The sequence below is a fragment of the Deltaproteobacteria bacterium genome (assembly GCA_016930875.1).
Taxonomy (GTDB): Bacteria; Desulfobacterota; Desulfobacteria; order Desulfobacterales.
On sequence record JAFGFW010000007.1, the window covers coordinates 1 to 24,976 of the forward strand.

24 protein-coding genes are annotated in these 24,976 nt (G+C 50.2%); 1 reads left to right on the top strand and 23 read right to left on the bottom strand.

Annotated elements, in window-relative coordinates; all coding sequences use genetic code 11:
• Positions 1 to 90 precede the first annotated feature (90 nt).
• The 4 genes from JW883_00495 to JW883_00510 all read right to left on the bottom strand — a co-directional run bounded on the left by JW883_00495 (position 91) and on the right by JW883_00510 (position 4,738).
• On the bottom strand, positions 91 to 1,401 hold the full coding sequence (locus JW883_00495; GenBank protein MBN1840748.1) for a putative porin: 1,311 nt from the start codon (positions 1,399 to 1,401) through the stop codon (positions 91 to 93).
• A gap of 405 nt (positions 1,402 to 1,806) precedes the next feature.
• Positions 1,807 to 2,472 carry a TIGR00153 family protein gene (locus tag JW883_00500; GenBank protein ID MBN1840749.1) on the bottom strand — a complete coding sequence of 222 codons (666 nt, stop codon included), beginning with the start codon at positions 2,470 to 2,472 and terminating at the stop codon, positions 1,807 to 1,809.
• A 27-nt stretch (positions 2,473 to 2,499) separates the two neighbouring features.
• Positions 2,500 to 3,756 carry an inorganic phosphate transporter gene (locus JW883_00505; protein ID MBN1840750.1) on the bottom strand — a complete coding sequence of 419 codons (1,257 nt, stop codon included), beginning with the start codon at positions 3,754 to 3,756 and terminating at the stop codon, positions 2,500 to 2,502.
• 448 nt (positions 3,757 to 4,204) lie between these two features.
• Positions 4,205 to 4,738 (bottom strand): hypothetical protein, encoded by a 534-nt coding sequence (locus JW883_00510; GenBank protein ID MBN1840751.1) that lies wholly within the window; start codon positions 4,736 to 4,738, stop codon positions 4,205 to 4,207.
• A 223-nt stretch (positions 4,739 to 4,961) separates the two neighbouring features.
• Between JW883_00510 and JW883_00515 the strand changes: the two genes are divergently transcribed.
• A complete protein-coding gene (locus JW883_00515; protein MBN1840752.1) occupies positions 4,962 to 5,486 on the top strand; it encodes an NUDIX hydrolase in 525 nt (174 codons plus the stop codon).
• 56 nt (positions 5,487 to 5,542) lie between these two features.
• On the opposite strand, the gene JW883_00520 is transcribed toward JW883_00515, so the two are convergent.
• From JW883_00520 to mgtE, 19 genes are all read right to left on the bottom strand, one after another.
• Positions 5,543 to 6,286 (bottom strand): TIGR04211 family SH3 domain-containing protein, encoded by a 744-nt coding sequence (locus tag JW883_00520; protein MBN1840753.1) that lies wholly within the window; start codon positions 6,284 to 6,286, stop codon positions 5,543 to 5,545.
• A gap of 110 nt (positions 6,287 to 6,396) precedes the next feature.
• On the bottom strand, positions 6,397 to 6,834 hold the full coding sequence (locus JW883_00525) for an SH3 domain-containing protein (protein ID MBN1840754.1): 438 nt from the start codon (positions 6,832 to 6,834) through the stop codon (positions 6,397 to 6,399).
• Between the two features lie 49 nt (positions 6,835 to 6,883).
• Positions 6,884 to 7,183 carry a hypothetical protein gene (locus tag JW883_00530; GenBank protein MBN1840755.1) on the bottom strand — a complete coding sequence of 100 codons (300 nt, stop codon included), beginning with the start codon at positions 7,181 to 7,183 and terminating at the stop codon, positions 6,884 to 6,886.
• Positions 7,184 to 7,273: 90 nt separating this feature from the next.
• The gene (locus JW883_00535) at positions 7,274 to 8,428 is read right to left on the bottom strand and encodes a hypothetical protein (protein MBN1840756.1); all 1,155 of its coding nucleotides are present in this window, start codon (positions 8,426 to 8,428) and stop codon (positions 7,274 to 7,276) included.
• Between the two features lie 70 nt (positions 8,429 to 8,498).
• Positions 8,499 to 8,939, bottom strand: coding sequence for a hypothetical protein (locus JW883_00540; protein ID MBN1840757.1), 441 nt, complete (start codon positions 8,937 to 8,939; stop codon positions 8,499 to 8,501).
• Between the two features lie 26 nt (positions 8,940 to 8,965).
• Positions 8,966 to 9,385, bottom strand: a complete 420-nt coding sequence (locus JW883_00545) for a response regulator (GenBank protein MBN1840758.1) — start codon at positions 9,383 to 9,385, stop codon at positions 8,966 to 8,968.
• Entirely contained in the window at positions 9,360 to 9,785 is a 426-nt protein-coding gene (locus JW883_00550) for a BON domain-containing protein (protein ID MBN1840759.1), read from the bottom strand. Before JW883_00550 ends, JW883_00545 begins: the two co-directional genes overlap by 26 nt.
• Positions 9,786 to 9,828: 43 nt before the next feature.
• Positions 9,829 to 10,206: a hypothetical protein gene (locus tag JW883_00555; GenBank protein ID MBN1840760.1), complete on the bottom strand. Its 378-nt coding sequence runs from the start codon at positions 10,204 to 10,206 to the stop codon at positions 9,829 to 9,831.
• A gap of 279 nt (positions 10,207 to 10,485) precedes the next feature.
• Complete coding sequence (locus JW883_00560) at positions 10,486 to 11,907, bottom strand: sigma-54-dependent Fis family transcriptional regulator (GenBank protein ID MBN1840761.1); 1,422 nt, start codon at positions 11,905 to 11,907, stop codon at positions 10,486 to 10,488.
• Between the two features lie 123 nt (positions 11,908 to 12,030).
• Positions 12,031 to 13,095 carry an ABC transporter ATP-binding protein gene (locus JW883_00565; GenBank protein MBN1840762.1) on the bottom strand — a complete coding sequence of 355 codons (1,065 nt, stop codon included), beginning with the start codon at positions 13,093 to 13,095 and terminating at the stop codon, positions 12,031 to 12,033.
• Positions 13,096 to 13,099: 4 nt separating this feature from the next.
• Positions 13,100 to 13,927: a carbohydrate ABC transporter permease gene (locus JW883_00570; GenBank protein MBN1840763.1), complete on the bottom strand. Its 828-nt coding sequence runs from the start codon at positions 13,925 to 13,927 to the stop codon at positions 13,100 to 13,102.
• The gene (locus tag JW883_00575) at positions 13,924 to 14,811 is read right to left on the bottom strand and encodes a sugar ABC transporter permease (GenBank protein ID MBN1840764.1); all 888 of its coding nucleotides are present in this window, start codon (positions 14,809 to 14,811) and stop codon (positions 13,924 to 13,926) included. Before JW883_00575 ends, JW883_00570 begins: the two co-directional genes overlap by 4 nt.
• Positions 14,808 to 16,085 carry an ABC transporter substrate-binding protein gene (locus tag JW883_00580; protein MBN1840765.1) on the bottom strand — a complete coding sequence of 426 codons (1,278 nt, stop codon included), beginning with the start codon at positions 16,083 to 16,085 and terminating at the stop codon, positions 14,808 to 14,810. Before JW883_00580 ends, JW883_00575 begins: the two co-directional genes overlap by 4 nt.
• Positions 16,082 to 16,978, bottom strand: coding sequence for a carbon-nitrogen hydrolase family protein (locus JW883_00585; GenBank protein ID MBN1840766.1), 897 nt, complete (start codon positions 16,976 to 16,978; stop codon positions 16,082 to 16,084). The genes JW883_00580 and JW883_00585 overlap by 4 nt, the downstream gene beginning before the upstream one ends.
• Before the next feature lie 235 nt (positions 16,979 to 17,213).
• A complete protein-coding gene (locus tag JW883_00590) occupies positions 17,214 to 18,839 on the bottom strand; it encodes an asparagine synthetase B (GenBank protein ID MBN1840767.1) in 1,626 nt (541 codons plus the stop codon).
• Between the two features lie 842 nt (positions 18,840 to 19,681).
• Positions 19,682 to 21,781 carry a glycine--tRNA ligase subunit beta gene (locus JW883_00595; protein MBN1840768.1) on the bottom strand — a complete coding sequence of 700 codons (2,100 nt, stop codon included), beginning with the start codon at positions 21,779 to 21,781 and terminating at the stop codon, positions 19,682 to 19,684.
• A 5-nt stretch (positions 21,782 to 21,786) separates the two neighbouring features.
• The gene (locus JW883_00600; protein ID MBN1840769.1) at positions 21,787 to 22,686 is read right to left on the bottom strand and encodes a glycine--tRNA ligase subunit alpha; all 900 of its coding nucleotides are present in this window, start codon (positions 22,684 to 22,686) and stop codon (positions 21,787 to 21,789) included.
• Between the two features lie 105 nt (positions 22,687 to 22,791).
• Entirely contained in the window at positions 22,792 to 23,559 is a 768-nt protein-coding gene (gene recO / locus JW883_00605) for a DNA repair protein RecO (GenBank protein MBN1840770.1), read from the bottom strand.
• A gap of 5 nt (positions 23,560 to 23,564) precedes the next feature.
• On the bottom strand, positions 23,565 to 24,917 hold the full coding sequence (gene mgtE / locus JW883_00610) for a magnesium transporter (GenBank protein MBN1840771.1): 1,353 nt from the start codon (positions 24,915 to 24,917) through the stop codon (positions 23,565 to 23,567).
• Positions 24,918 to 24,976 lie beyond the last annotated feature (59 nt).

Below are 24,976 nucleotides of genomic sequence, written 5' to 3' on the forward strand. Positions count from 1 at the left end.
TCATGGTCATAGGTCGACTTCTGGATGCCGGATCAAGTCCGGCATGACAGAATCCAGAATTTGGTGTCAACGGTAAGTGTCGTTGTACGCTTAAAAGGTGATGACTATGTCCAACTGTATTCGGTTTTCATCCTTTTGCCCATCCTTGCGCTCATCTTCACGCTCGGTCAGGAAAAGTGCACCTCTGGCCTGAATATTGTCCCTAAGAAAATACCGGCCATGAACGTAATGTCCCTTATTGTTGGTTCCTCCACCGTGAAAGTCGGAGTCGACAAAAACAGCCGGGAAGGCATAATCCTCTAGTTCCTGGTAGAAATATTTTGCGTACCAGTCTCCTTTTTTCTTCTTGTTGCCCACAGATACACCAACAACCCACCCCGAATCGCGATCGTCTCCCGAATAGCTCCCAAGGTCTGCAGGGCCACTATCTCCAGGATCTACGCCATAGGTCATAAGTTCGTTGATATCGGCCTTTTCGTTCTTGATATAGTCTGCGAAGACAGAGAATGGCACAGGCAGCACATCTTTCATCGTGAGTTTTGCTCCCAATTCCCAGCATCCAAATTCATTGAGAAGTTTCTGGTTGCTATCGAAGACCATTTGCTGGTTGTGTTTATGATTGTATCCCAGGAATTCTGCCTTGTCACTCAGTGCACCAGCTTCCCAGTCAATGGCATCCAGATTTTCAAAATCATAGTAGGTAAGGGCAAGCTGGAGTTTCAGCTTCTCGGTCGGCTTGATGACAGAGCCCAATTGATACACAAGGAGGGTAGGATCTCTGTCAGTATCCTTTATATTCAACTCCTCTATGAACCACTGACCCAGGTTTGAAAAGATTTCGATATGGTCAGTGATATCGAGCTTGAGGCCTTCGGAAACTCCCTCTTGATTGACGTCAGGGTCCCAGACCAGCGGGAAAGTAAACAGGGGATTTTTTTGCTTTCCGCCTGTGATCGTAAGAAAATCGGTAGGCTTCCAGGACGCGTACGCCAAGTCAATAAAAATCTCTTTACCTCTCGCGTGTTCATCACAACTTTGGTTCGTCGTATTTTGAAAACCTGATCCCGAGGCCAATCTGACTCCGACTTCTGTTGTCTCTGTTGTTTTTGCTTTGATACCGAAACGGAGGCGGAACCGCTCACGGTTACGGGTATATTTATCGTCTTTCTCGTCTTGCCACTGTGTATCGTGGCGGAGCCTTAGATCTCCCTTGAAATCCATTTTCTCCAAAAACTTAAAAGCCTTTGCTTCAGCCTTATCTTCCGTCGCTTCCTTAGCTTCCTCTTGAGTAATGATTCCCTTCTCCTTAAGGATATCCACCAGGTCCCCCGCGTTTGCCTCAATGTTGATCAAAAGCACGCAAATCGCACAGAGCAATACGCTCAACTGTAATTTTTTCATATGTTTCCTCCTGTTAAAGTGGTTTGAACGCCAATCAATATGGAAAACCGGGCAATATCCTGCCCAAGCCTACGATCACCTCCCCTGCCTCAAGATGTGGCAAGTAGCCATCTGCCGGTAGTGTCGACTGAAACAATAAAACAAAGATGTCTCAGAATGATTACGGCTTTGTTAATGTTTTGTTACAATTTGCCTGGATGAGAAAAACATTCTTGGGGATCGTGGGGGGAAGCTGTGGAAATATCAGTGGGCTTTGAAAGGGGTAAATAAGACGACGAGCTTAGAAGCTGACTGCTGAAAGCTGAAAGGCCGGCAATGCATTGGGTTGTTTTAGGTCACCTGACACCTAACATTGTAACGATTTTTACCAATGATACAGTATCGCAGAAAGGAAATGGAGCCATCTCATTTGGCAATCATGGCCCGCATGCGATCCGAGGCATTTTGTGCATGATCGGCGATATCACCCACAATTTCTACTAACCTTATCATGTGAAATACGATGAGTGGGTCTTTGATGCTACTGAAGATTTTGAACTTCAACTCCCGTTCCAGATGGTCGGCCTCTCTTTCATCTTGGCGGATGTCCCGAATAAGGCTTTTCATCTTGTTTCGTTGCGCCTCAGACCTGCTCCTGAAATACTCCGTGGCCATGGCTACCAGGTCGGGTAACTTGTCAATGGGTGGGATCACGGAGTCCACCAGATGTATAAGATCGGTAGCTATCTCATGCGGTACACCCCTGGGGCGAAAGGAGAGCCAGAACATGGCGTCTTCCACTTCATCGATGACTTTGTCTTGCTCTCTGAGATATTGAAAGAACTGGAACTTGTCCACCGGCATCAGGATGCCCCTGGGCAGATGGTTGCGAATTCGGCGCTTGATATCATCGGCCTCGCTTTCCATTCGGGCCACCTGTTCCGTCAAAAGGTCGAATGATTCACAATCCTCGCTAACATGGCAGGCTGCTGCTTGTTTGAACAGTTTGGCACATTCCTTAACCTTGTCAGCATGTCTCTGCAACTCTTCAAATGGAGATTTGATAAATAGAGAAGCGAGTGATAGGCGCATAGCTCTTCCTCCTGTGGTTTATTAGGATTACAACATAAAAATTGTGAGGAGTTTGTACAATACCATGGACAATACCAGAGTGAATGGCAGAGTCACGATCCACGAAAGGCCGATGTTTTTGAGAATACGCAAATCCAGTGTGCCCATGCCACGCATGATTCCGACTCCAACCACGGAACCCACAAGCACGTGGGTCGTTGAGACCGGCAGGCCGAGCCGGGAGCAGATCAAGATCGTGGTGGCGGCCCCGAATTGTGCACAAAATCCCCGGATCGGGGTGATCTCGGTAATGTCTCTTCCGATGGTCTCCATGACGCGAGTGCCAAAGGCTACAAGTCCCCCGCCCACAGCAATACCGCCCGCAACAAGCATCCAGATGGGAACTTCCACCTGGAGGACCACTGACTTCGTCTTAACCACGGAAAAGATGGCCGCAAGGGGGCCGATGGCATTGGCCACGTCATTGGCCCCATGGGCAAAGGCAACGTAACACGCCGTGAGGACCTGAAGCTGGGCAAAAACACACTCCACCGGAGACATGCCCAGTTGCCCGGGGCGCACGCTGCATTTGAGATGAACCTGCCAGCGCACCCATCTTCTGCCAAACAAGCCGCTCAAAGCTGCGACAGGCAAGGTCATTAACATTGTATGAAAAAAGCCGATTTCGAGATGGAGGTTTTTGAGGCCTTTGAATATGAATGAAAGAATCAGCACCATAGCCACGACAAAGATCAAAGCCGGGGCGTAGTGGATTGCCGCTGTGTGAGGGTCTCTGGCAGACAGGATCTTTTTCTCGGCGAAATAGAAAGCACCTCCCGCAACACACGCGCCTGCAGCAGGAGAAATAACCCAACTGATAGCGATAGTGATGATTTTGTTCCAGCTAACCGCGCCTGCACCAACACTAATAATGCCAAAGCCCACGACAGCCCCAACAATGGCGTGGGTGGTGGAGACAGGAAGGCCGAAATATGTGGCCAGGTGCACCCAGAGGCCGGCGGAGATCAGAGCGGCAAACATTCCAAACATCAATTTGTTGGGTTCGCTGGTGAGCAATGTCGGGTCGATTATGCCTTTGCTAATGGTGCTGGTTACATGCCCCCCTGCAAGAACAGCCCCAAGGAGATTGGCAATGATGGAAATCCATAAGGCCTGTTTGAGAGTAATGGCCCGAGAACCCACCGAGGTTCCCATGGCATTGGCCAGATCATTAGCCCCAATGTTGGCCGCCACGTAAATGCCAATCAGTGCGGCAAAGGATAGGACAACAATATCGATACTCATGTCTTTGTATGTTGTGCGGATGATTGTGGTTGGTCGGGTTAGTCGTTATTATTCTCTTAGTGAGATAGTGTCAATGGATTTTGACGGTTTTGCAAAAAGTGTCGACAACTTGTCATTTCGAGCCAAACGAGAAATCTTGTCGTAACTTCTCAAAAAGTCCGGGTGCTACTCCGGGCGAGGGGGCCTTTTTTCAAAGGCGATATCAACCATGCCCAGGAAGCGTGGCCGGATGTTTTGTGATTGGCCAAGCCCGTGCCAAGCTCATAAGGACATTTGGGTCAATCACAATATCCGGCCACTGCGAGAGTCCGAAACAAAGACAAAGATAGCGCCTTTGAAAAAAGGCCCCCTCGCCCTAGCTTATTGAGAACCTACATCTTGTCTATTTAACATGCTGAAAGCATGAGGTTTCTCTGTTTACGAAGGCGTGAATTTCGAAACGATTACATTAGATTTTCGGCGGTCCCTGGATGAGCATCTCGGCTATGGTGAGTTTTACCCTGGGCAGGGCATTATTTTCCTGTTCTACAAAGGCCATTTCCAACGAGGCAAGATTCTGGTAAAAGCCTGTTCTATTCAGAACTGGGACCTCTTTAAGATGCGAGCAGATCTCTTGGCATTTGAAACAGCCCGGGAAGTTCATCTTTTTGCCGTCCGGCCTGACAAAGCTGTTCGGGACGCCATGCATGCGGCATATCATGAGCCTGTGGTCGTAAAGCCGGCAGCGCCCGTCATGGTTAAGGGGGCACATGATCCGGGGTCTGAGGCCACGCCTCAATAGCGCATGGCTCTGCCGGACATAGTCCGCGGCCCTGTTCATGAACTCCTGTTGTTTTTTTGGGGGGCAGGATTTTATGCCCTCCCACAGGTAGGCCCATTCCACATAGGTATGGTGCTGGAAATAGGTGGCGCAGCAATTGTCAGGACATCCGTGGCATGAGAGGCCGATCTTGTCTGCCGTCCGATTGTACGCCTTTTCCATATCCGAATAGAGGCGGGAGAGATCGTGAAGCAGCGTACTTTTTTGTCCGCCGGAAGATATCTGCCGTGGCGGAGAAGGTTCGGGACGGACTGAATTATGAACAACTGCCTCTTTGACTTCAGGCATTTTTTTCTTGGTTTTCTGCATGCGGCGGGTCCGGAGTCGGGGCTACGAAATTAGAATACTCATATCATGAGCACTTGAAAAGAGAAAGGAGAATTCCATGTCTGTGAAGGTGCACAAAATCACGAATCTCTACCACGGCAGGATCTTCGACGTTGTCCTTGAGAAAGTAACGTTGCCAAACGGATTGATCAAAGACCGGGAGATCGTTCGACATTCCGGCGCCGCGGCCATGGTGCCTCTCACGGATAGCGGCAAGATTCTTCTGATCAAGCAGTACCGCCATGCAGTGGGCGAATTTCTGTGGGAGATCCCTGCCGGTACTCTGGAGCAGGATGAAGCCCCCATTGAATGTGCCAGGCGGGAACTGGTTGAAGAGACCGGATATGAAGCCAAGAACCTTGAGGAAATCGCCGAAATCCTGCCTGCCCCCGGATACACTGACGAGCATATCCACATCTATCTGGCCACGGGGTTGAAATTAGTTGAGCAGAACCTTGATGATGACGAGGTCCTGGAGCTTCGGCCCACGGACTTTGACAAAGCCCTTGATATGATAATGGCAGGCGAGATTCAGGACGCCAAGACCATAACAGGTCTCTTGCTGACCTCGATGAAAAAGTAATCAATCAAGTCCAAGCCATACGAAGTGGGAATGCAAATGATCTAAGAATGATTTCCTCAGTAAAATATTTTCTTCTTCCTTGATGCTCTGCCTGCTATTAGGCCCACAAAGAACACGCAAGCCCCAGCAAGGAACCACAGGAGAACGCCCCTGCGCTTGACGCGATCATTCTTTTTTCTGAGAGTCTTGACATCCGCTTTCAGCCTGTCGTTTTTTGTCTTAACATTCCGGGCAGCGGCCTGCAAGTCATCACGTTCGCCGACCAACGCTGCCACGTTCTCGGATTGCTCCAGCAACGTCTTGTATTTGTCGGTAATTTGCCTGAGATCTCTGCTGAGACAGGAAATCCGCTTTTCCTTATCGCTTGTGTTATCTTCCCAGATTTTTACTGCAGCAGCATGTTTCTCCTTGGCTGCCTTCAATTCGTCCAGCACCAAGCTCCGCGCTTTTTCCAGATCCTCAACCCTTATTTCAAGTCTCCCTACGTTCTTTTTTAATTTTGCTATAATCAAATGTTTAGGTCTCTTCGATGTTACATATTGCTTAGGCACCCATCCCTCTTCGCCCTCTTCCGTTCGAACCTTCAGGTAGCGGCCTCTTTCCTCAAGCGCCTCCACGGGGGTATTTGACTTGAGTCTGGTTATTACCTTATAGTCTTCATCTGGGGTGTCACGGAGGTTAAGAATAAGCATGTCGGTCACATATTGTGTGCCTGCACGGGCAGATTGGAATGGCCTGCCTAGCAGAACAACGACCAAGAGAACTATGAGTTCTAATTTTTTGGTTCTTGTTACCTTCATACTAATTTTCCCAAATACACACGCATCTGGCCGGAAATGGCTATAATGCCCATCGATCATTGATTCGATTCACCGGATACTACGTAGGCATGAAATGAATTGCATGTTTTCTAACGTCCCCACACCAAGTTCCTATGTATCCATCCCGTGTCACCGTCTGCATGTCGGACCTTGAACCATTTTCCTTTCCTTCTCAAGAGCACGAAGCTGGTCCCCTTTTCGGCCTGAAACAGAACCCGGAAGTTGGTGCCCGGCCCTTTTCGAACATTCACCAGGGCGCTTTTGACAACAACGGCAGGCGTTTTATTGAGCAACGATCGGTGAATCCACCCTATATCCCCCTCAAAATCACGAATTCTGTACCAGTTTCCAGACTTTTTTATAGTGTCAACTGGATAGTACTTTCCGACAGTCCACAATATTTGGCGACCTGTCCCAGGCCCCGAGCGCACATTGGCCCTGTGCGCGACAACGCTTAACCGCTTAGCGTTCGCCGTGCCAACGCACAACATGACTGGCAACGTGATGCAGACGAGAATTTTTTTCATTTGGGCTTCTGCGGTGGCTATTAATCCGTACACATAACTTGGTGATTTGTCACCCCAACATACGTCTAGAACCTTTAGCTGCATAAGTTTCCCGGAGGTGAGTGAGATACTTTTGGGCAACTTCGAGCTGATACAACAACCGTGTCGTCTTCTTAAAACCATCTGGGGTCTCGATGTCATCCACCTCGGAGGATTGTCTTAACTCTGTGGCCAGTCGATTGACATGTACTTTCATCTCATCAATGGCTGCACGGTGGGGCAGTTTCAGCAGATACTCTGTGGGCTCCACTGAGACCGTTCGGCCTTCTGCGTCGAGTTCTCTTATCGTATAGAGTCTGCCACGCTTCATCTATATTCCTTTGACCCCCAGGCACGCTAAACCGGAACCCAGGGGTTGAAGGCATCTGTCCTGTTTCAATTCCTAAATTCCTGAACCTCTCTAATAACGGAATACAGCAGCCAGTGGGGCGTCATCAGGGAGTCTATCTGGTTCGACTCCATAGACACTTCCTCCGTTTAACAGGGCATGAATCGCGGCAAAACTCAACAGGTCTTCGTCTCCTGACTTTGCTTCGTCATGAAGCTGGACCAGGTTGGTGTCTGCTTCAAAGGTACCCCAGAGTTGGAGGCCGACAGCGACAAATAGTAATTCCACCTTTCCGTAGTAGGCAGCCGGAACAATTGCCTTGACATCGCAGGATGCCCTGTCCGTACCTGCCGTCTGTCTATATTGTGCAACGGCATCCCTCTGTTCCTTTTCAAAGTAGGGCCGCACAATTTTCCAAGCCTGGCCGTGCAATTTTTCGGGGCTCAGCCTTTCAGGATTACCCGCAACGCCTTCGTTCACCAAATAAGAATAGGTGCTGACGTGTTTGTAAAGCGGAAAAAGATATTCAACCCCTGCCAATACCAAAGGTACTCGTTTATTTTTAAGCACATTGTGTACTTCCCTGTCGACCTCGCGGAAGTACCGCATGATTCTTTCCTTGTTATCATTGCTGCCAATGCCGTGGCCGTGAAAAATGGCTGCCCGTTCGCCTTTGGTTCCTGGTGTCCCCGCGTGGAAGTGGAACTGTTTCTGAAGGTCTTTGCCCGTCGGCGCATCAGCCAGGCTTCCAGGAACTCCTTTCAAGTCGATCTCTACAACGCTGTAACGCGATCCATGAAACAGCCTGACCTCGTTTTGGCTAAGGGCCAACACATAGAACCGTCCATCCCCGCTGATCAGGGGCAGGAGGGGCTTAATATGGAAACGGCCTGCGGCTACTACCAACAACTCCTTGAAATCGACCGGAAGACGGTAATAGCCAAATGTCTGCGGAGAGACAAATATTGCAAGTCCGTCACTCTGGTGTCCCCAGAACAGGCTGTTCTGTAGAAGTGTTTGGGCAGGCTCCAAGAGTTCTTTCGCCTCCGGCAAACCCAGGTCGATCTTGAGCAAACCTTTTTCCGCATCCCGAAGCAAATTCTTAAACCTAGTCTGATCCTGCTGCGTTTCTGCTCCCCCACGGTGTGTTGGCATAAAAATCGATATGCATGGTCCTTTGTGTTCACCCATTAATTTCTTGAGGTCACCTTTGTTCAATACGTTCATGTGGATTCCTCCTTCGCAGGGCAATATCAAGGTCCGAGTCGTAAACGCATCTTGCAGCCAAGATCTCCATTTAGCGCCGTCTCGATGCTCTTCCTCGTGTAGTCCTTCTAGGCCTTGTAGTCTGCCCCCTGCCCCTGTATGTTCTCTTGCCGGGCCTGCCCAATAGCATCACCCCGACAACGCTATTTCCCTTGAACATGAGGCTATGATTTATCCCGGAAAGGATCCGTTCCAGACCGTCCTGAATGGGCAGATTTCTAAACTGCACGGAGATATCATTATCAAGCAACGATGAGTCTCGCATGAAGCCTGTCTCAAACCATATATCTTTTTTGTCCTTAATCTTGTCGAGAACAGCCCCCAGCGGAGTATTCTTAATGTTAGCCGACAGCCTTTGTTTTTTGAAATTCAGGTAAAGCCTTCTCTGCTGTGGGTAGGCTGTTGCATAGATCGAGAAGATCAAAAACGAAGCTGCAAGCGAGGCTAAAAGGAGTTTGGATCTTTTGCGCATCACTACCATACAAGTTTGGAATGAGATCAGAACACACCTCCCACACCAAATTCCTGAATATCCGTATCTCGTTCTGCTCTAGACTGGGCAGGTTCCACAGAAAGCACCTGAGCTATTTTGTCTTTAAGTTCAGCGAAATTAAAACTTTTGATCACGTAGCCATCGGCCTCAGAAAGGCGGGGGTCTTCTCTATAACTGTCATAAGCAGTGAAGATGATGACAGGCAGTCGGGGGGCTTCCCGCTTGATGTGATGAAAAAGAAAAAATCCTTCCGGTCCGTCAAGATACAGATCAAGAAGTACCAAATCTGGTCGTGAACATCTAAGGTGTGCCTTAGAAGATTCGACATCGCCTGCAGTCGCAACACGGTACCCCTCATCACTCAGAACCTCCGAAAGGAGTTGTTGGATGCATGGTTGGTCATCTACGATCAGGATTCCTGACATCGTGTATCATCCCTTTCTTCCTATTTGCCTTCTTGGATTCCTCGTACGCTTTATTGCCCGAAGGATCTACGCCATGAACCACGGTAATCCTATTCTCTACGGAACGTACCCCCTTGATGGACCTTGCAATTTCTCCGGCACGCTCCTTGGCAACGAAGCTGTTTACCCTACCTGAGAGTTCAACCACTCCATCATCTGTGCATACGTTAATATGATGCGTGTTCACGTCCTGTATATCTTCCATCACGTTCCAAACGGCCCACGTAATATCAGAGTCATCCATCTCTCCCGCAAGAACAGATGAGGAAACAGAACAAAAGAGCATGGCCACATACAATAATATTGCTAAAAGTTTGCCCGCCGCTGTTTTTGTTGTTGAGGTTCTGATTGTTAGGTACATATCTCGTCACCCTCTTTTAGTATTCTTATTCTCCGCAAAGCCGTTACGGTTGGGCATTTGCCTTCCACATCTTGTCGACTACCATGGCAATCGCGGGAAAACTGCCGTCCATATATGTCAGATAGCGGGGCCGCAGGCGATGGGCCAAAGCTATGATCTCATCGTCGAGGTCCGGAACAACTAAGATGATACGGACATCGTGAAACAAATGACGAATATTGAGAACGTCGAGAACGTCTTCTCGGCTGGCAAGCAAGAGAACCCCGATGGTCAGTTCGTCCTTGGGTTGCCGCAATCTCCGCGAGAGGTCATTGATCGTTTGGTAAACTTCCATGGCGCCGTCGGGAACTGACAGTTCGAGTGCGGTCCTGATCCGTTCCACAACCCCCTCGGAGGCTGTGGTGTATAAGAGCAAGCTCATTTTGTGTGTTTACCTTTTGTATGGTTTTCTACCTTCAACAATGACAATGACGCCATAATATAGCGCATCCTGTTACGCAACCAATACTCAAGAACTGTGCCACCAGCCACGGCAAATTCCAATTAGCTTGTTATGTTCAATAGTTATGGCATTGTTTAGACGCGAAGGTGCACGGGCAATATCTGCTCAAATTGTCCGGCTGGGCAGGAAAAGGTCCGGCTAGGCAGGAAAAAATCCGATCAAGCAGGACGCTCGAAAGTGCAAGTGGAGACGATAAGATTAACTTGACGTGGAGACGTGATGCTTTTTGATAAGCTCATACAGGCGGGATCGAGATAGGCCGGATATTCGGGAGGCATCTTTCATGTTACCTTTAGTTAACACCATTAGTTTTCTTAGATAGTCTTGTTCCACTTCGACAATGGCCGCATCTCGCAACTCCTGCAATCCTGGAAGGATTTCCTTGGAATAAACATTTTCGCTTGTTTTGCGTGTTCCAAGATTGTCATCAGCGATGGAGGTCCGGGCCATCTTTGCGCGAATGTCGGTCGGAAGGTGCCTTGGGAAAAGCATGGGTTCATATCGCGCTGAAACAATGGCCCTCTCCAGGGCATTGACCAGTTCTCGGACGTTTCCGGGCCAGTTGTATTCAGAAAGCAGTACTTCAAAGAATTCAGGAGAAAACCCCTTTTTCTCTAAGCCATAATCTTGACACAATTGGGCTGCATGATGCCTTGCTATAGCTTCAATATCTTCGGCACGCTCCCTCAGTGGAGGCAATTCAATCATGAAAGACCGGAGGCGAAAGAGGAGATCCTTCCGAAACAGCTTGCGACGTGCCATATCGTCAAGATCCCGGTTGGATGCCGTGATCAGCCTGAAATCGCTTTCTATTTCTCGCCCGCCACCTACAGGGCGAAAACGCTGTTCTTCAAGGACCCGGAGGAAGGTTTTTTGAACTGAAAAAGGAAGTTCACCCACCTCATCCAGAAATAGTGTCCCCCCGTCAGCTTGCTTGATTAGGCCGTCCCGAACTTTATCCGCTCCTGTAAATGCGCCCCGCTCGTGTCCGAAAAGCGTGCTCTCCACAAGGGTTTCAGGCAGCGCAGCGCAGTCAACCACCACAAAATTCTTGCCAGCGCGGGCACTGTTGTTGTGAATGGCCCATGCAAAGAGTTCTTTGCCGGTACCGGTTTCACCCATTATCAGTAGACTGGCGTCACTATGAGCAGCCTGAGCTACAACCTCCAAGCAAGCCTTTGTCTGCGGGCTGCTTCCTACGATGCCCTCGAAAGTCTCCTTCTTTAGACTGACTGAAGGCTCTACAGGTACTTTTTTTTCGCGGTATTGGAGGGCACGAACGAGCGGCAGGGCAATCCCCTGTTCCGAGGACGGCCGGTTAATGTAGTCCCATGCGCCGCTTTTGATCGCCAGTTCGGCTTCATCAGGACTACCGGAATCACTGATAAGAATGACTTCAGGGCAAGAGGGCGTTTGCAGAATCTCTGGCAACACATCCAACCCTTGGCCGTCAGGCATCCGGGCGCTGAGAAACACCACATCAAAACTTCCGGAGCAGGTCGCCATCAGCCCTTCTTTAACGATGTGAGTACAAGTCACTTCATGTTCCATCCTCTTTGCCACAGCGCGCAGCATGCCACAAAATACCTTGTTGTCATCAATGATCAGAACATTTGCCATAATACTTCGCACTCATATCATCCAATATACAAGGATATCAACCCCAGTAAAATGGCCACACAAGCGATATCATCACTCCAGGCCTTGTTCCTGCTATCAAAAACCCGCTTGACGCTGAAGACATCAGATACGACGGCCCTCGTAAAAGATATGTAGCCTTTCAGGATCAATAACCAGGGGGACAATCTCGCCTGGTTGGCAGGTAGCCTCCTTGGGTGCTCTAATAGTTATGGAAGTCCCGCCCGCCCGAGCATGGATGTATTTATCAGCGCCCACATTGCTGAGCATTTCCACCTCGGCGCGGAGCACCGTCCCAGACCCTTGGCCAACAACGATGTCCTCAGGACGGATACCCACTTCCACGACATGTTCTCCCGGAGGCGCTGGAAGATGCCTGAGATCGAGTGAGAAGTCCCCATTTCGAAACCTGAAGCCCCCTTCTTGCCAGGTAAGTTTTCCCTTGAAGAGATTCATTACAGGAGACCCAATAAAAGTTGCAACAAAGGTATCTGCTGGGCGGTCATAGATAGTTTCGGGCCGGTCCATCTGGTGGATTCGTCCCTCTCGCATGACCACGACCTTGTCGCCCAGGGTCATGGCTTCTACCTGGTCGTGGGTGACGTAGACGATAGTAGTCCGGATCCGGGCATGGAGTCTTTTGATTTCCAGGCGGACGTTGATCCGAAGCTGGGCATCCAAATTGCTTAGAGGCTCGTCCAGGAGAAAGAGCCTGGGCCGCCGCACCAAAGCCCTTCCCATGGCTACCCGTTGGCGTTGTCCCCCTGAGAGTTGCCTGGGTTTGCGGTCCAAAAGATGCTCAATCCCCAGGAGCTGCGCTGTTTCCAATACCTTTTGGCGTGTGGTGGATTTCGGAACGTCACGCATGCGAAGTCCAAAACCGAGATTTTGAGATACAGTCATATGGGGATAGAGGGCATAGGTTTGAAAGACCATGGCCATGTCCCTCTGCCGCGGAGTGAGTCGGTCCACTGGTTCGCCGTCCAAAAAAACGGAACCCTCGTCTTGGGCTGTCAGACCTGCGACAATCTGAAGTAGTGTGCTTTTGCCGCAGCCTGAGGGGCCGAGCAGGACGCAAAACTCGCCATCTTCTACGTGGAGGTTCACTCGGGATAGGGCCTTCACATCGCCAAAACGCTTGCTAATATTTTTTAGAGTCAATGATGCCACAGCCTTATCCTTTAATGGCGCCGGCCGATAGCCCGGTGACGATACGCCGCTGGAAGAGCAGGACCATTGCGACCAGGGGCGCGGTGGTGATGAAGGAAGCCGCAGCAATCTCCCCCCACGGCACCGTATGTTCTCCCTGGAAGAGGGCAATTCCCACGGGCATGGTTTGTTTCGCCGGGTCGGTGACGATCAAAAGGGCAAGAAAAAACTCATTCCACGCATAGATAAAGCTCAGGATGGAGGCGGTAAACAGCCCGGGAGCTGACAGGGGTAATATGACTCTGATAAGGGCTCCAAGCCTCGTGCATCCATCCACCAGGGCTGCGTCCTCCAGCTCTTCGGGCATCTCACGGAAAAAGAGGGCTAAGATCCAGACGGACAGCGGCAGCGTGAGGGCCACATAGGGAAGCACAAGCCCCTGGTACGTGTTGAGCCATCCCGTCAGTTGCAGGAAGCGCCAGATGGGTCCTGCAATGGCGATCTGTGGAAACATGGCACACGCAAGAATCCCCATGAGAGCAAATTGTGCCAACCGGCGAGGTAGTCGAGCCAGGGCATAACCGGCCAGTGTTCCCAGGGTAATCGTTACCACGGTAGTAGAGCCCGCCACGATAGTCGAATTTACCAGATAGCCCATAATACCATAACGAGCAATCGCAGAGCGAAAGAAGTCTAGGGAAAAGGCCGGCCAAAGCTGTGGCGGAATCGCGGTCACCTGTGCCTGGGTCTTGAAGGCCAATGAAATGAACAACAAAAAAGGAGCCAACGAAAAGGCTGCGGCCAAAAAAACGCCCACAAGAAATCCGGTCTTTTTCAACCAGCCTCTTCTCATAGGCTCGCCTCCAGGAACCGACGACCTACCATTCGCACATAGATGACGGCAAGAATCAACACAATGACGAAGATACACACGGATATGGCCGAACCGTACCCCATCCATCCCTCCACAAACATCTTCTTATACCCGTAAAGCTGCAACACGTTGGTGGCATCTGCCGGCCCTCCCTGGGTCATTACAAAAGCCAGATCAAAGACCCGGAAGGCATCGATTGTCCGGAACAATAGGGCCACGAGCAACGCGGGCCGTATGAGGGGCCACGTGATGTGCCAAAAGCACCTCCATGTCCCTGCCCCGTCCACCCTGGCCGCTTGATAGAGATCTTCCGGGATCACCTGGAGACCGGCCAGGAGCAGCAAAGCCGCAAAGGATGACGTCTTCCAGATATCTGCGACAATAATGGCTAAAAGAGCAGTAGGAGGCAGGGCCAACCACGGGATATAATGGGTTGTCTCGGCCCCGAAGACCGCATAATTGATCATGCCATATGCGTCGTTGAATAAGAAGCGCCACATCTGGGCGGAGACCACTGTCGGGATGGCCCAGGGGATCAACACACAGGCCCGGAGCGTCCCACGGCCGGGAAAACGATGGTGGATCAAAAGGGCCAGAACAAGGCCGATCACGAGTTCACAGAATGTCGTTGTGCCAACAAAGATGGCCGTGATCCAAAAGGAATGGCGGGCAACCGGATCCCTGAGCAGCTCTTGATAGTTCTCTAAACCCACGAAAGGGGTCTTGAGCTGTGGCAGGCCGATAATGATCCGATGGAAGCTCAGGATCATTGACTGGCCAATAGGGACTGCGATGAGCAAAAGGAGCACCAAGGCCGCCGGAGCAAGGAGAGCCAGGTAGAGGTTTCGGTCCCTCCGTGTCATGGGCGTATCATGGCCCCCAATCGGACAACCTTTTCGATCCTTGCGGATGTCGCATCGGCTAATCCTGAAAAATCGGATGGGCTTCCCACTATGGCCTGGCTGAAAAATCGCTGAAGTTCCTGGCTGATCATGGGGTAAACAGGGGAAAGGGGCCGGGGTCTTGCCCTTTCAAAAGCCGGCAGAAAGGCATTCAAGTGGGGCATCTTTTTCCGAATCTCGGCATCACGGTAGACCAGTGTCCGGGTTGGAGCCAAACCTGCCTCCAAAGCAAGCGCCTTCTGACTTTCGTATGAGGTCATGAATTGAACAAATTGCCATGCCTCTTCCGGGTATTTGGACCATCGGCTGATGCCAAACTGCCATCCTCCCAGGGTTGAAGCGGAACTGTGGCCTGGGAAGGCTGGCAGTGCCCCCACGCCGATTTTCCCGGCGACCCTTGATTTGTTGGGATCGTTGGCCACCGCCCAGGCGTATGGCCAGTTGCGATGGAATACTGCTTTCCCCTGGATGAATAGTTCCAGCGATTCGGGTTCCTCGTAGTTGATGGCGCCTCTGGGCGCGGCCTTTCCTATAATCTGGTCACGCACAAAAGCAATCGCTCTTATTGCAAAGGGCTTGGTCAGAAGGCCCCGGCCTTTTTGAGAGTCGAGCACAATTCCTCCGTGTGACCAGATAAATTCCAACATGTTGCAGACCAGCCCCTCATATTGCTTGAACTGGGCCGAGTAAATGTGGAGGCCCGGATCGGCCTCCCCTTTAAGAATTGCCTGTCCCTGGGTCAGCATCTCCGTCCACGACCGTGGAGGTTTGAAATCGTATTTGTCCAAGAAATCTTTCCGGTAATAGAAAAGGCCGCATCCCAGATAGCACGGAACCCCATAGATTTGGCCCATATAGGTGTTTGCGGCGATGGGTGCGTGCAGGAACTTCTTTTGCTCTTTGATCGTGAACTTGGACGTAAGCTCCATGGCCCAGCCAGCACTGGCAAATTCCGGGGGCCAGATGACGTCCATGAAAAAGACGTCCACAGAGTCGTCCTTGTTCTTGAGGCGCTGGGTCACGATGGCGTGATATTCGGTGGATGAGTGAGGGCCAACTTGAATCTGGACACGAATTTTGGGATGTTGTTGATGAAAATGTCGAATTAAACGTTCCCAGACTTCAGGTTGATTCGGTTTCCACGTGAGGAAGACGATCGTCCGCGGTTCTTCAGCTTTTAATTGCGCACTGAGAAAGACTACAAACAGAGTGATCAACAGGCGAATCGTTTTCATCTGGCCCCTCCAATTCTTGCGACTTTCTTCCGGCCCTTTCCTTTGGCGTTGACGGTTTGGGCTTCTCGAATCTGGCTCTCCGTGATCACACGCTCAGCCCTGTGGCGGTCTACAACCTCGCGGTAGAGTAGAGGGCGCCTATAGGGAAAAATCGGTTCTTGTTCTCGCCATTTATCAATCTCTGCCAAGTCTATTTCTGCTTCAAGAATTGTCTCTTTTCGACCTGCCTTGCCGACGGTCTCTCCTCGAGGGCTAAGTATCCCGCTGTGACCTGAGAAAAAAGGGCCAGGGCGATTGGCATAGATCACAAAAACCTCATTAAAGATGGCTGCCCCTGACAGGCGTCGCCAGACATAGTCTACGGGGAACTCCTTCGGGACGGCAGAAAGGTTCACAACCACGTCAGCGCCCTTAAGTGCCAATACTCTCCAGACTTCTGAAAAGGCAGCATCAAAACAAATCGTAATCCCGATTTTCCCAAAAGGGGTGTCAAATACCTTCAGCTCTTTGCCAGGCACAAAATGTTCTGTCCAATGGACATGGGTTTTTACATAACTTTGGACTGTATTTTTGTCGACGTACGTTGCCAAGTTGTAGAACCGTTCTCCCCACCTTTTTGACTCACCAATAATGACTCTGGCATCAAGATCCTTTACAAGTTCATAAAGATCTTGGGAGATAGACTTGTGGACTGTCTTCATTCTCCTGTACAAAAAACCTTCAGGTTTTTCCAAGGAGGGATGTCCGTGCAGGATCAATTCAGGAAAAACAATGAGGTCGCTCGATCTGTGTTCCTTGATAATGGTTTCGATCTTTCCAAGATGCAATTGAACACTATCGGCATCATAGTTTATCTGTGCGACACATACCTTTTTTTTTGCATTTCGAGCCATGCCGTCTTGGGCTCCCGGAGACACGCTTGTTGAACGGACAATGACAAATAACCCGAACAGTCATATAAGCAAATTCTGCCACATCACCCAAGACAGGATCAAACGAAGAAGATCAAAAACTTTTGTGAATTTAGGGGGTTCCCCCAATTAGCGTACTGAAGTGATGGGTTTATCTGAATCGCATACAACAGTCGGTACCGCAATCTATAATGTCAATGGGTTGTAGAAATCATGTCTAATTAGCCAGAAACGGAGGAATGTATTTGCTCTGAACACTTTCCCCGATTTTCTCTAAGTAAGAACGAGGGGCATCATCGCCATAATCATCATCTCCATAACGGTATAGGCTCCCCTTGTCTCTTTTGATATTTTCATCTACGAGAGCGGAGTCAATTTTTTGGACATGACCCTTGGCAATCCTTTCAATGATTGCGTGGATTCCCGAGCCGGATTGTGCAGGGTCTTTGGCCCGGAACGCAAGATAGGGGGGCACGCCCAATTCAACGGCTGCTTGTCGGTGGACCCTTTTGCGAAGACTGTCTTTTTTCCCTTCGAGCTTCAGCCTTGGAGATATCCGCATGGCGGTCTGGATCACATCTCTATCGAGATACGGGGCTCTGAGCTCTATCGAATGAGCCATGGTAAGCTTATCCTCTCTTTCAAGGGTATCGGTATACAAGAAAGTCAGATCCTCCCAAAGCTTCTCATGGAGCCTCAGGTATCCGAATTCAGCAAGCACGTCGTTGTACCATGGATAGCCCGCAAAGAGTTCATCCGCTGCCTGCCCTGTAAACATGACCCTGATATCATCCTTTCCCGCCAACCTGGCGGCCAGATACATGGGAATGGCCACCTCGACCTGGAGGAGACCACTTTCTTCCACGTTTTGGATGATTTCAGGCAGAATATTTTCAACCATGACTTCATCAATGATAGTTGTCTTTAGTTCAAGCCCCAGATTTTCCGCAACAGAACGTGCGGCCTGAATATCGCCGGACTCCTCAATGCCGGTGCAGTAGCAGACAATATTTTTGCCCTCGCGTTGTAAGAGCTTTGAAATAAGCACAGAATCTATGCCTCCGGAAAATATGACACCGATACGGGATTCGGTAAGCCCGGTGAGTCTTTTCTTGACGGCCGTGATCAAGGTTTTTTTGTATAGTCGCACTGCTTCGCGAAAATCGACGATATCGATTTGGGGGAATTGCAAATGAAACCCTTCGTGCACCTCCGTTGCCGAAGGATTTATGCACAGGATATCTCCAGGATCCAATCTCACCGGCTGGTCTTGACCATTCCAGAGCGCCTTTTTCTCTGAAGCAAAGTACGTGGTATTTGCATTCTGGATGTAATAAAGAGGTTTCTTGCCTATGGGGTCCCTTGCCACCATAACGGATTTGCCATCCGTGACGGCGATGGCATACATACCGTCAAGAAGCCCTATAACCTTTCTCATGGCATCTAAGAGGTCACCTCGATATGTCTCTTCCAAGAGGTGCACGATTACCTCACTGTCGCTACTCGTCTTTATGTCATGGGACTGATAAAGCAGGCCCCTCAATTTTTGATAATTATATATCTCTCCATTATGAATCAATATCAGTTTTCCATCACAAGAAATGTAAGGCTGGGTAGGTTTTTCGTTGCCCACAATTCTGAGCCTTGAATGCCCCAAAGCAATGTGGCTTTCATTTAAAAGATCCTCTTTCAATTCCTCGATATTGTTTGCCCTTACTAGCTTTCCATCCAGACAAATACCATGCGTATCCGGCCCTCTATGCGCCATCTTCATTAACATGTCGTAGACGTCGGTTGAGGCTATCTTGCCGTTTTGGACGAAGTGTCCACATATAGTGCACATCCTAAAGACATCTCCTTTCCCCGTGTTTTGCGACTTTGCTAATCAAACGACGATGAACTCGCAAAAGGTTTTTTGTGAGCGACATTGAGCATTTTGGGAAAAAACAGTTGTGCTGTTCAGCGTCAAAAAAATGGTAGCTGTTTGAGGGCGATAGCCAGGATTTTAGCATCTTGGCTGAACTCAAGCGTGCCTAAAAGGTTCACGGAGCGAACAAAATTAACTTCTTACACTTACGAAACCGTAAACGATCAGTCCTTCAAAGGAAGGATCAAAATGGGCGGAGCATTTGATGATAAGTTAACGTATAGGCATAGGCCAGAATCCAGGTGGCCATTTTGGACCCAGTGCCCCAGCCCGACAACGCTCTTTTCAGTTAAGATTGTTTTAACTCAAAATATACAGCATAAGATACTAGTTGTCAACCCGCGCTGTCTTATGGAACCATCAAGACGATAGCCAATAAACCGGACAAGCATTTCGATGCAGATTTATATCTTTTTGCCCCATACTATCCGTCACGTCCTCTATTCTAAAGTTGCTGTGACAATTGATTGAAGCCATGCCGATTCATGACTCAAAGATGACATGGCCTTTCCCAGCAGCTGCGATTTTGGTCAAGGCGCCTGTTTTCCTCACAGCCGTATTTTTGAATATCACCGTTTGCTGAGGTAGTACGAGTTCAGACAGGCCGATGGGAAAGAAACACTTTTGGGTTGGCAGTAAGAACGAAAAACAAGTAAAGAGTCGAGGACTGCTATTCGGATTTCCTTCGGTTAGGCTTCTGCTTTGGCTTCATAACGTAGAATGCCTTATTGTCATCAATGATCAGAAGATTTGCCATATTACGTTGAAATCTTCGAAAAATCGGCAAAGATGGCAAAAAGGTCGGCAATTTCTCCAAGCAGTGCCAGGCGGTTTTGCTTAAGGCTCTTGTCGTCGGTTAGGACCATAACCCCATCAAAAAAGCCGTCCACCGGCCCCTTCAGGGTGGACACTGCAAGCAGAGCACGATCAAAGGCCGCCTTTTCTATGTCTTCGGATATTTCCTGTTTCACCTTTTGAAAGGCGTCATAAAGTACTTGCTCACACGGTTCCCGAAACATGCCGGGATCTGTTTCAGCTCGGTGGGCATCGGGCGCAATGTCGCCTGTTTGCCTGGCCTTTCTGATGATGTTCACCACACGTTTAAAGGCCGTGGCAAGGGGCTCGAAATCCGGTTTGGCCTTCAGGTCTTGCAGTGCCGCTGTTCGTTTTAGTACTGCCGGGATATTGTTAACGGAAGCGCTGACCACAGCAGCAATCAGATCCTTGGCAAATCCCTGTTCTGCCAGCAGGTGCTCCATGCGATGCTGGAAAAACGTGAGGACCTTGCGGGCGGTTTGCTCCCGGTCTTCGGATATTTTGTCGTTGAAAAGCTCAAGGCTCTTTAGAATGAGTCCTTTAAGAGAGGTGGAGATGGTCCTTACCAGCATGATCTGGATGATCCCCACGGCCTGGCGCCTCAGGGCATAGGGGTCTGTTGTTCCGGTAGGAATCAGACCAATTCCAAAGCATCCGCAGATCGTATCCAGCTTGTCAGCCATGCTCAGCAGGGCGCCGGCAGTCGTTTCGGGAAGGGCCCCCCCGGCATGGGCCGGCAGATAGTGTTCCTCAATGGCCCGGGCCACAGCCTCTGGTTCCCCTGAGCGGGCTGCATAAATGCGCCCCATGACCCCCTGGAGCTTTGGGAATTCATTGACCATTTGACACGTAAGGTCTGATTTACACAACCATGCGGCCCGCGATACAGTTGTCTTTAGCTCCGGAGCTGTCAACTCTGCGAGGCGCTCGGCGAGTTTTTGAGTTCGACACACCTTTTCGAACATCGATCCCAGCTTCGCCTGGAAGAGTACTCCTTTGAGCCTGCCCACCATTTCGTGAGAGGGGCTCTTTGCGTCAGTCTCAAAGAAAAAGCGTGCATCTTCGAGCCTGGCCCGAAGCACGCGCTCGTGTCCCGAAGTTATTACTGCCATGTCTTCGGCGGGGGTGTTGTTGACCGCGATGAAACAGGGCAACAGCTCGTTATCGGAGTTGACTACGGCAAAGTATTTTTGGTGTTCCCGCATGGCGGTGATCAGGACTTCACTGGGGACTTTGAGAAAGTCCTTGTCAAAAGTTCCGGCCGACACGGCAACGTACTCCACCAGATGGGTGACTGTGTCAAGCAAGTCATCATCGGGAAGGATTCTGCCACCCAGATTACGAGCAGCTTTTGCAATTTCCATTTCTATCATTTTCTTGCGTTCGCTTATGTCGGCCAGAACAAAGGCAGACCGGAGCGCAGGGACGTATTCGGAAGCATCCCTGACGGCAATGGATCTTGGATCCATAAAGCGATGACCAAAGGTTCGTCGACCGCTCTTGATACTTTCGAGCATGAAAGGGATGATCCGGTCTCCTAAAAGGGCCAGGATGGAATGAATCGGCCTGGCAAAAGCCAGACTCAGATCGGCCCAGCGCATGGTCTTGGGAAAGGGAATAGCAGTAATCACTTCCGGGATAATGGTTTGAAGGAGCTTCAGGGATGCCTGTCCTCGTTCGGTTTTCCTGACACACACATAATCGCCTTTGGCTGTTTCCTTGATGGTTAGGCGGTTCACCGAAATTCCCTGACTCTTTGCAAAACCTTCTGCTGCCCTCGTAGGCCGCCCTTCGGAGTCAAAGGCCACTGCCTTTGGAGGGCCTAGAACCTCTTTGCTGATGGACGCTTGCCGTTCAGAGACATCTTGAACTATCAGGACAAGACGCCTCGGGGTTCCAAAGGTCTGTACATTTTTGGCGTGTTCGATGCGGACCTGTGACAGTTTCTGGTCCATGAGAGTTGCCATGGCCTCAAGGGCGGGTGTGATATATCCCGCAGGTATCTCCTCAGTTACGATTTCAATGAGTAAAGATCCGGACATCTAGATTATCCCTCGTCTTTGATGAGCAGTTGTTTAATCCTCTGCTCAAGCAACGGAAATCCCATGGTTTTTCTTTGTTCGAAATAGGCCGCGCCGCAGGCCCGCGCAAGATTCCTCACGCGGGCGATATAGCCCGTCCTTTCGGTAACGCTTATGGCGCCGCGAGCATCGAGCAGGTTAAAAACATGGGAACACTTCAGGCAATATTCATAGGCGGGCAGCACCAGAGCCCCAATAACACGCTGGCATTCAGCCTCATACATGTCAAAGAGGGTGAGGAGCATTTTGACATCAGAGAGTTCGAAGTTGTATGTGGAATGCTCTACTTCCGCCTGATGGTGCAGGTCTCCGTAGGTGATGGAATCGTTCCATTTCAGGTTATAAACGTTGTCTACACCTTGCAGATACATGGCAATCCGTTCCAGGCCGTATGTAATTTCAACAGAGACAGGATCAAGTTCAATACTTGCTGCCTGTTGGAAGTAGGTAAACTGGGTAATTTCCATTCCGTCAAGCCACACTTCCCACCCGAGCCCGGATGCTCCAAGGGTCGGCGATTCCCAATCATCTTCCACAAAGCGGATGTCGTGGGCCAAGGGGTCCAACCCGAGGGCTTTCAGGCTTCTCAGGTACATGTCCTGGATCTTGAGTGGGGAAGGCTTGAGGATGACCTGATATTGGTAGTAGTGTTGAAGCCGGTTGGGATTCTTTCCGTAGCGGCCGTCCGTGGGCCGGCGAGAAGGCTCTACGTAGGCTACCCGCCAGGGTTCGGGACCGAGGACTCTTAGAAGGGTATCCGGATGAAAGGTGCCTGCCCCGACTTCAATGTCGTAGGGTTGCTGCAGGATGCAACCGTGTCGTGCCCAGAATTTTTCAAGGGCCTGGATGAGTTTCTGAAAGGTCAGCATGTTGTTTCCTTATACATACGTCATTAGACAGGATTGAAAGGAGCAACAAGATCAAACAGCTCTTACCACTGAAGCAATGGGCTTGTAAAGAGATCAATCGAATCATCTGGCAGTGAGTTGTTTGAGGAATCTCAGGCTTTTTGTCTCCTTTCCGAGATGGTACGGCACAAAGGCCTCAAGCATCTTATGACTCTCTTCGATTGCCTGATCGGAGAACCGGAGCCGGTGGAGTGTCCCTAATGGCGCATTCAAAACCCAGCGGAGGAGCTTGATCGTTCCCTTGGAAAAGGAGAGGTGGCCTGGTCTGCCGGGGGAACATTTTTCGCATAATATCCCCCCTCGTTTTACATTGAAGACAACGGAGGAGCGCTCAAATTCATCGAGGGGTGTCTGGCAGTTGGCGCAATGGTCTAGGCCAGGTCTAAAGCCGCTTATGCCCATGAAGTGAAGCTGAAATGCGATGTGAAGGATCTCGTGGGACAGACTTCCGGAGTTGAGTTGATCCAGTACATGCTCAAGGAGCTTGTACAAAGAAGGCTGTTTCTGGCCTTGCTCCATCCACTGATAGACCAACTCGCACCAGTAGCTGGCATAGGCGGTCTTGCTGATGCTGGTTCGGATCTGCTCAAAAGGGTGGACTATCGAGGCTTCCTGCAATATGGGCAGCCCCCGGCCTCGACCATAGGTCCACACCAGGTTCAAGACCGAGAAGAGTTCCAGAATTCCTGCAAAGCGTTTGACGCTCTTTTTGGCTCCCTTGGCTATTAGAGAGACTTTTCCTCGTTTGAGAGTGAAGAAGGTAATGATCTTGTCATAATCGCCATGCTCGGTTGCCCGGAGCATAATGGCAGGGGAAGACAGGTGCGGCATAAGGGCTATATGTGGAGCAACAGGGTTGCGATCTGGAAGTAGAAAAAAACGCTCAGGATGTCAATGGAGGTGGTCACAAAGGGGCCCGTGGCCACGGCCGGGTCGATATTGATACGAGCAAAAACCATGGGTACAAGTGAACCGACCAAGGCGGCGATAGTCATTGAACTTATGACAGCAAGCCCCACCGTAATGCCGAGTAGCCACATGTCATAGCGGATGTGTACGACCATTCCAAGGAGAAGTCCGTAAATAAAGCCGAGGATGAATCCAGTCACAAGCTCTTTCAGTACGACATGCCATATTTGCTTTATATTCAAGACACCCGTGGCGAGGCCGCGAACCACGATGGTAGAAGACTGGGTTCCGATATTTCCACCCATGCCCATGATGATCGGTATGAAGGCCGCAAGATAAATAAGTTTATTCAGGCTGTTCTCGAAATGGCCGATGATAAAAAAGGCGATTAAGCCCCCGATCCAACTGGCCATCAGCCAAGGAAGCCGGATTCTCGTGCTCCTCAAGAGCGACTGGGATTCAATGAGATCTTCACCTGCTCCCGCCATTTTCAGGATGTCCTCTGTTGCCTCCTCGCGGATAATATCAATAACGTCATCCACCGTGACGATGCCGACAAGTGTATTGTTTTCGTCCACGACAGGCACTGCAAGGATATTGTAACGGGCAACGATTCTGGCTACCTCTTCCTGGTCCATGTCGGTCTGGACACTGACGACATCTGTTGCCATGATTGATTTCAGCATGGTTTCCGGTCGCACGACGACCAGTTGCCGCAAGGAGATGACGCCCACGAGATTGCCGTGATCGTCAACCACGTACAGGTAAAAAACCATCTCAACATCCAGATGCTCCTTTTGCAGCGCCTCGATGGCCTCTCGAGCCGTGGTCTCTTCTTTTAGGGCAACGAATTCCGGAACCATGATGCCGCCGGCGGTTTCGGCATCGTAGCCGAGCAGCCCTTCCACCTCTTCAGAGTCCTCTTTTGCCATGAGGTCAAGCAGGGTCTTGGCCCGCTCATCAGGGAGTTTTCCCAGGAGATCGGCCGCGTCGTCGGTAGGCGTTTGTTCCAGGATTTCCGCGATTTTTTCAGCAGGCATGTCTTCGGTCAGATTTTGGAATATTTCCTGTTCCAACTCACTGAAGAGCATGGCTTTCTGGTCCACGCCGTCCAGGAGGTCAAAGAGGGCCTCCTGCTCCCGGAGTGTCAAGAACTGAAAGACGATAGCCAGGTCTGCGGCGTGGGTTTTGTTGACAATTTTATGAAGATGGACCGTGGCGCCTCGCCTGAGGAGTCTTTTGACGGTGTCTAGAAGGAGTTTGGTGCGGTCAACGGACATGTTTTATCAAATGCCTAACCCGGATAAACCGGAATTAAGGGATTGCGAATCGAGGAATT

Coding starts and splice junctions, on each gene's coding strand:
- JW883_00555 (MBN1840760.1), bottom strand. CDS start 10,206: ATGAGCTTGCTCTTATACACCACAGCCTCCGAGGGGGTTGTGGAACGG.
- JW883_00535 (MBN1840756.1), bottom strand. CDS start 8,428: ATGAACGTATTGAACAAAGGTGACCTCAAGAAATTAATGGGTGAACAC.
- JW883_00540 (MBN1840757.1), bottom strand. CDS start 8,939: ATGCGCAAAAGATCCAAACTCCTTTTAGCCTCGCTTGCAGCTTCGTTT.
- JW883_00545 (MBN1840758.1), bottom strand. CDS start 9,385: ATGTCAGGAATCCTGATCGTAGATGACCAACCATGCATCCAACAACTC.
- JW883_00505 (MBN1840750.1), bottom strand. CDS start 3,756: ATGAGTATCGATATTGTTGTCCTATCCTTTGCCGCACTGATTGGCATT.
- JW883_00530 (MBN1840755.1), bottom strand. CDS start 7,183: ATGAAGCGTGGCAGACTCTATACGATAAGAGAACTCGACGCAGAAGGC.
- JW883_00575 (MBN1840764.1), bottom strand. CDS start 14,811: ATGACACGGAGGGACCGAAACCTCTACCTGGCTCTCCTTGCTCCGGCG.
- JW883_00585 (MBN1840766.1), bottom strand. CDS start 16,978: ATGGCTCGAAATGCAAAAAAAAAGGTATGTGTCGCACAGATAAACTAT.
- JW883_00580 (MBN1840765.1), bottom strand. CDS start 16,085: ATGAAAACGATTCGCCTGTTGATCACTCTGTTTGTAGTCTTTCTCAGT.
- JW883_00595 (MBN1840768.1), bottom strand. CDS start 21,781: ATGTCCGGATCTTTACTCATTGAAATCGTAACTGAGGAGATACCTGCG.
- JW883_00515 (MBN1840752.1), top strand. CDS start 4,962: ATGTCTGTGAAGGTGCACAAAATCACGAATCTCTACCACGGCAGGATC.
- JW883_00520 (MBN1840753.1), bottom strand. CDS start 6,286: ATGAAGGTAACAAGAACCAAAAAATTAGAACTCATAGTTCTCTTGGTC.
- JW883_00525 (MBN1840754.1), bottom strand. CDS start 6,834: ATGAAAAAAATTCTCGTCTGCATCACGTTGCCAGTCATGTTGTGCGTT.
- mgtE (MBN1840771.1), bottom strand. CDS start 24,917: ATGTCCGTTGACCGCACCAAACTCCTTCTAGACACCGTCAAAAGACTC.
- JW883_00500 (MBN1840749.1), bottom strand. CDS start 2,472: ATGCGCCTATCACTCGCTTCTCTATTTATCAAATCTCCATTTGAAGAG.
- JW883_00570 (MBN1840763.1), bottom strand. CDS start 13,927: ATGAGAAGAGGCTGGTTGAAAAAGACCGGATTTCTTGTGGGCGTTTTT.
- JW883_00510 (MBN1840751.1), bottom strand. CDS start 4,738: ATGGAAAAGGCGTACAATCGGACGGCAGACAAGATCGGCCTCTCATGC.
- JW883_00560 (MBN1840761.1), bottom strand. CDS start 11,907: ATGGCAAATGTTCTGATCATTGATGACAACAAGGTATTTTGTGGCATG.
- JW883_00590 (MBN1840767.1), bottom strand. CDS start 18,839: ATGTGCACTATATGTGGACACTTCGTCCAAAACGGCAAGATAGCCTCA.
- JW883_00550 (MBN1840759.1), bottom strand. CDS start 9,785: ATGTACCTAACAATCAGAACCTCAACAACAAAAACAGCGGCGGGCAAA.
- JW883_00495 (MBN1840748.1), bottom strand. CDS start 1,401: ATGAAAAAATTACAGTTGAGCGTATTGCTCTGTGCGATTTGCGTGCTT.
- recO (MBN1840770.1), bottom strand. CDS start 23,559: ATGCCGCACCTGTCTTCCCCTGCCATTATGCTCCGGGCAACCGAGCAT.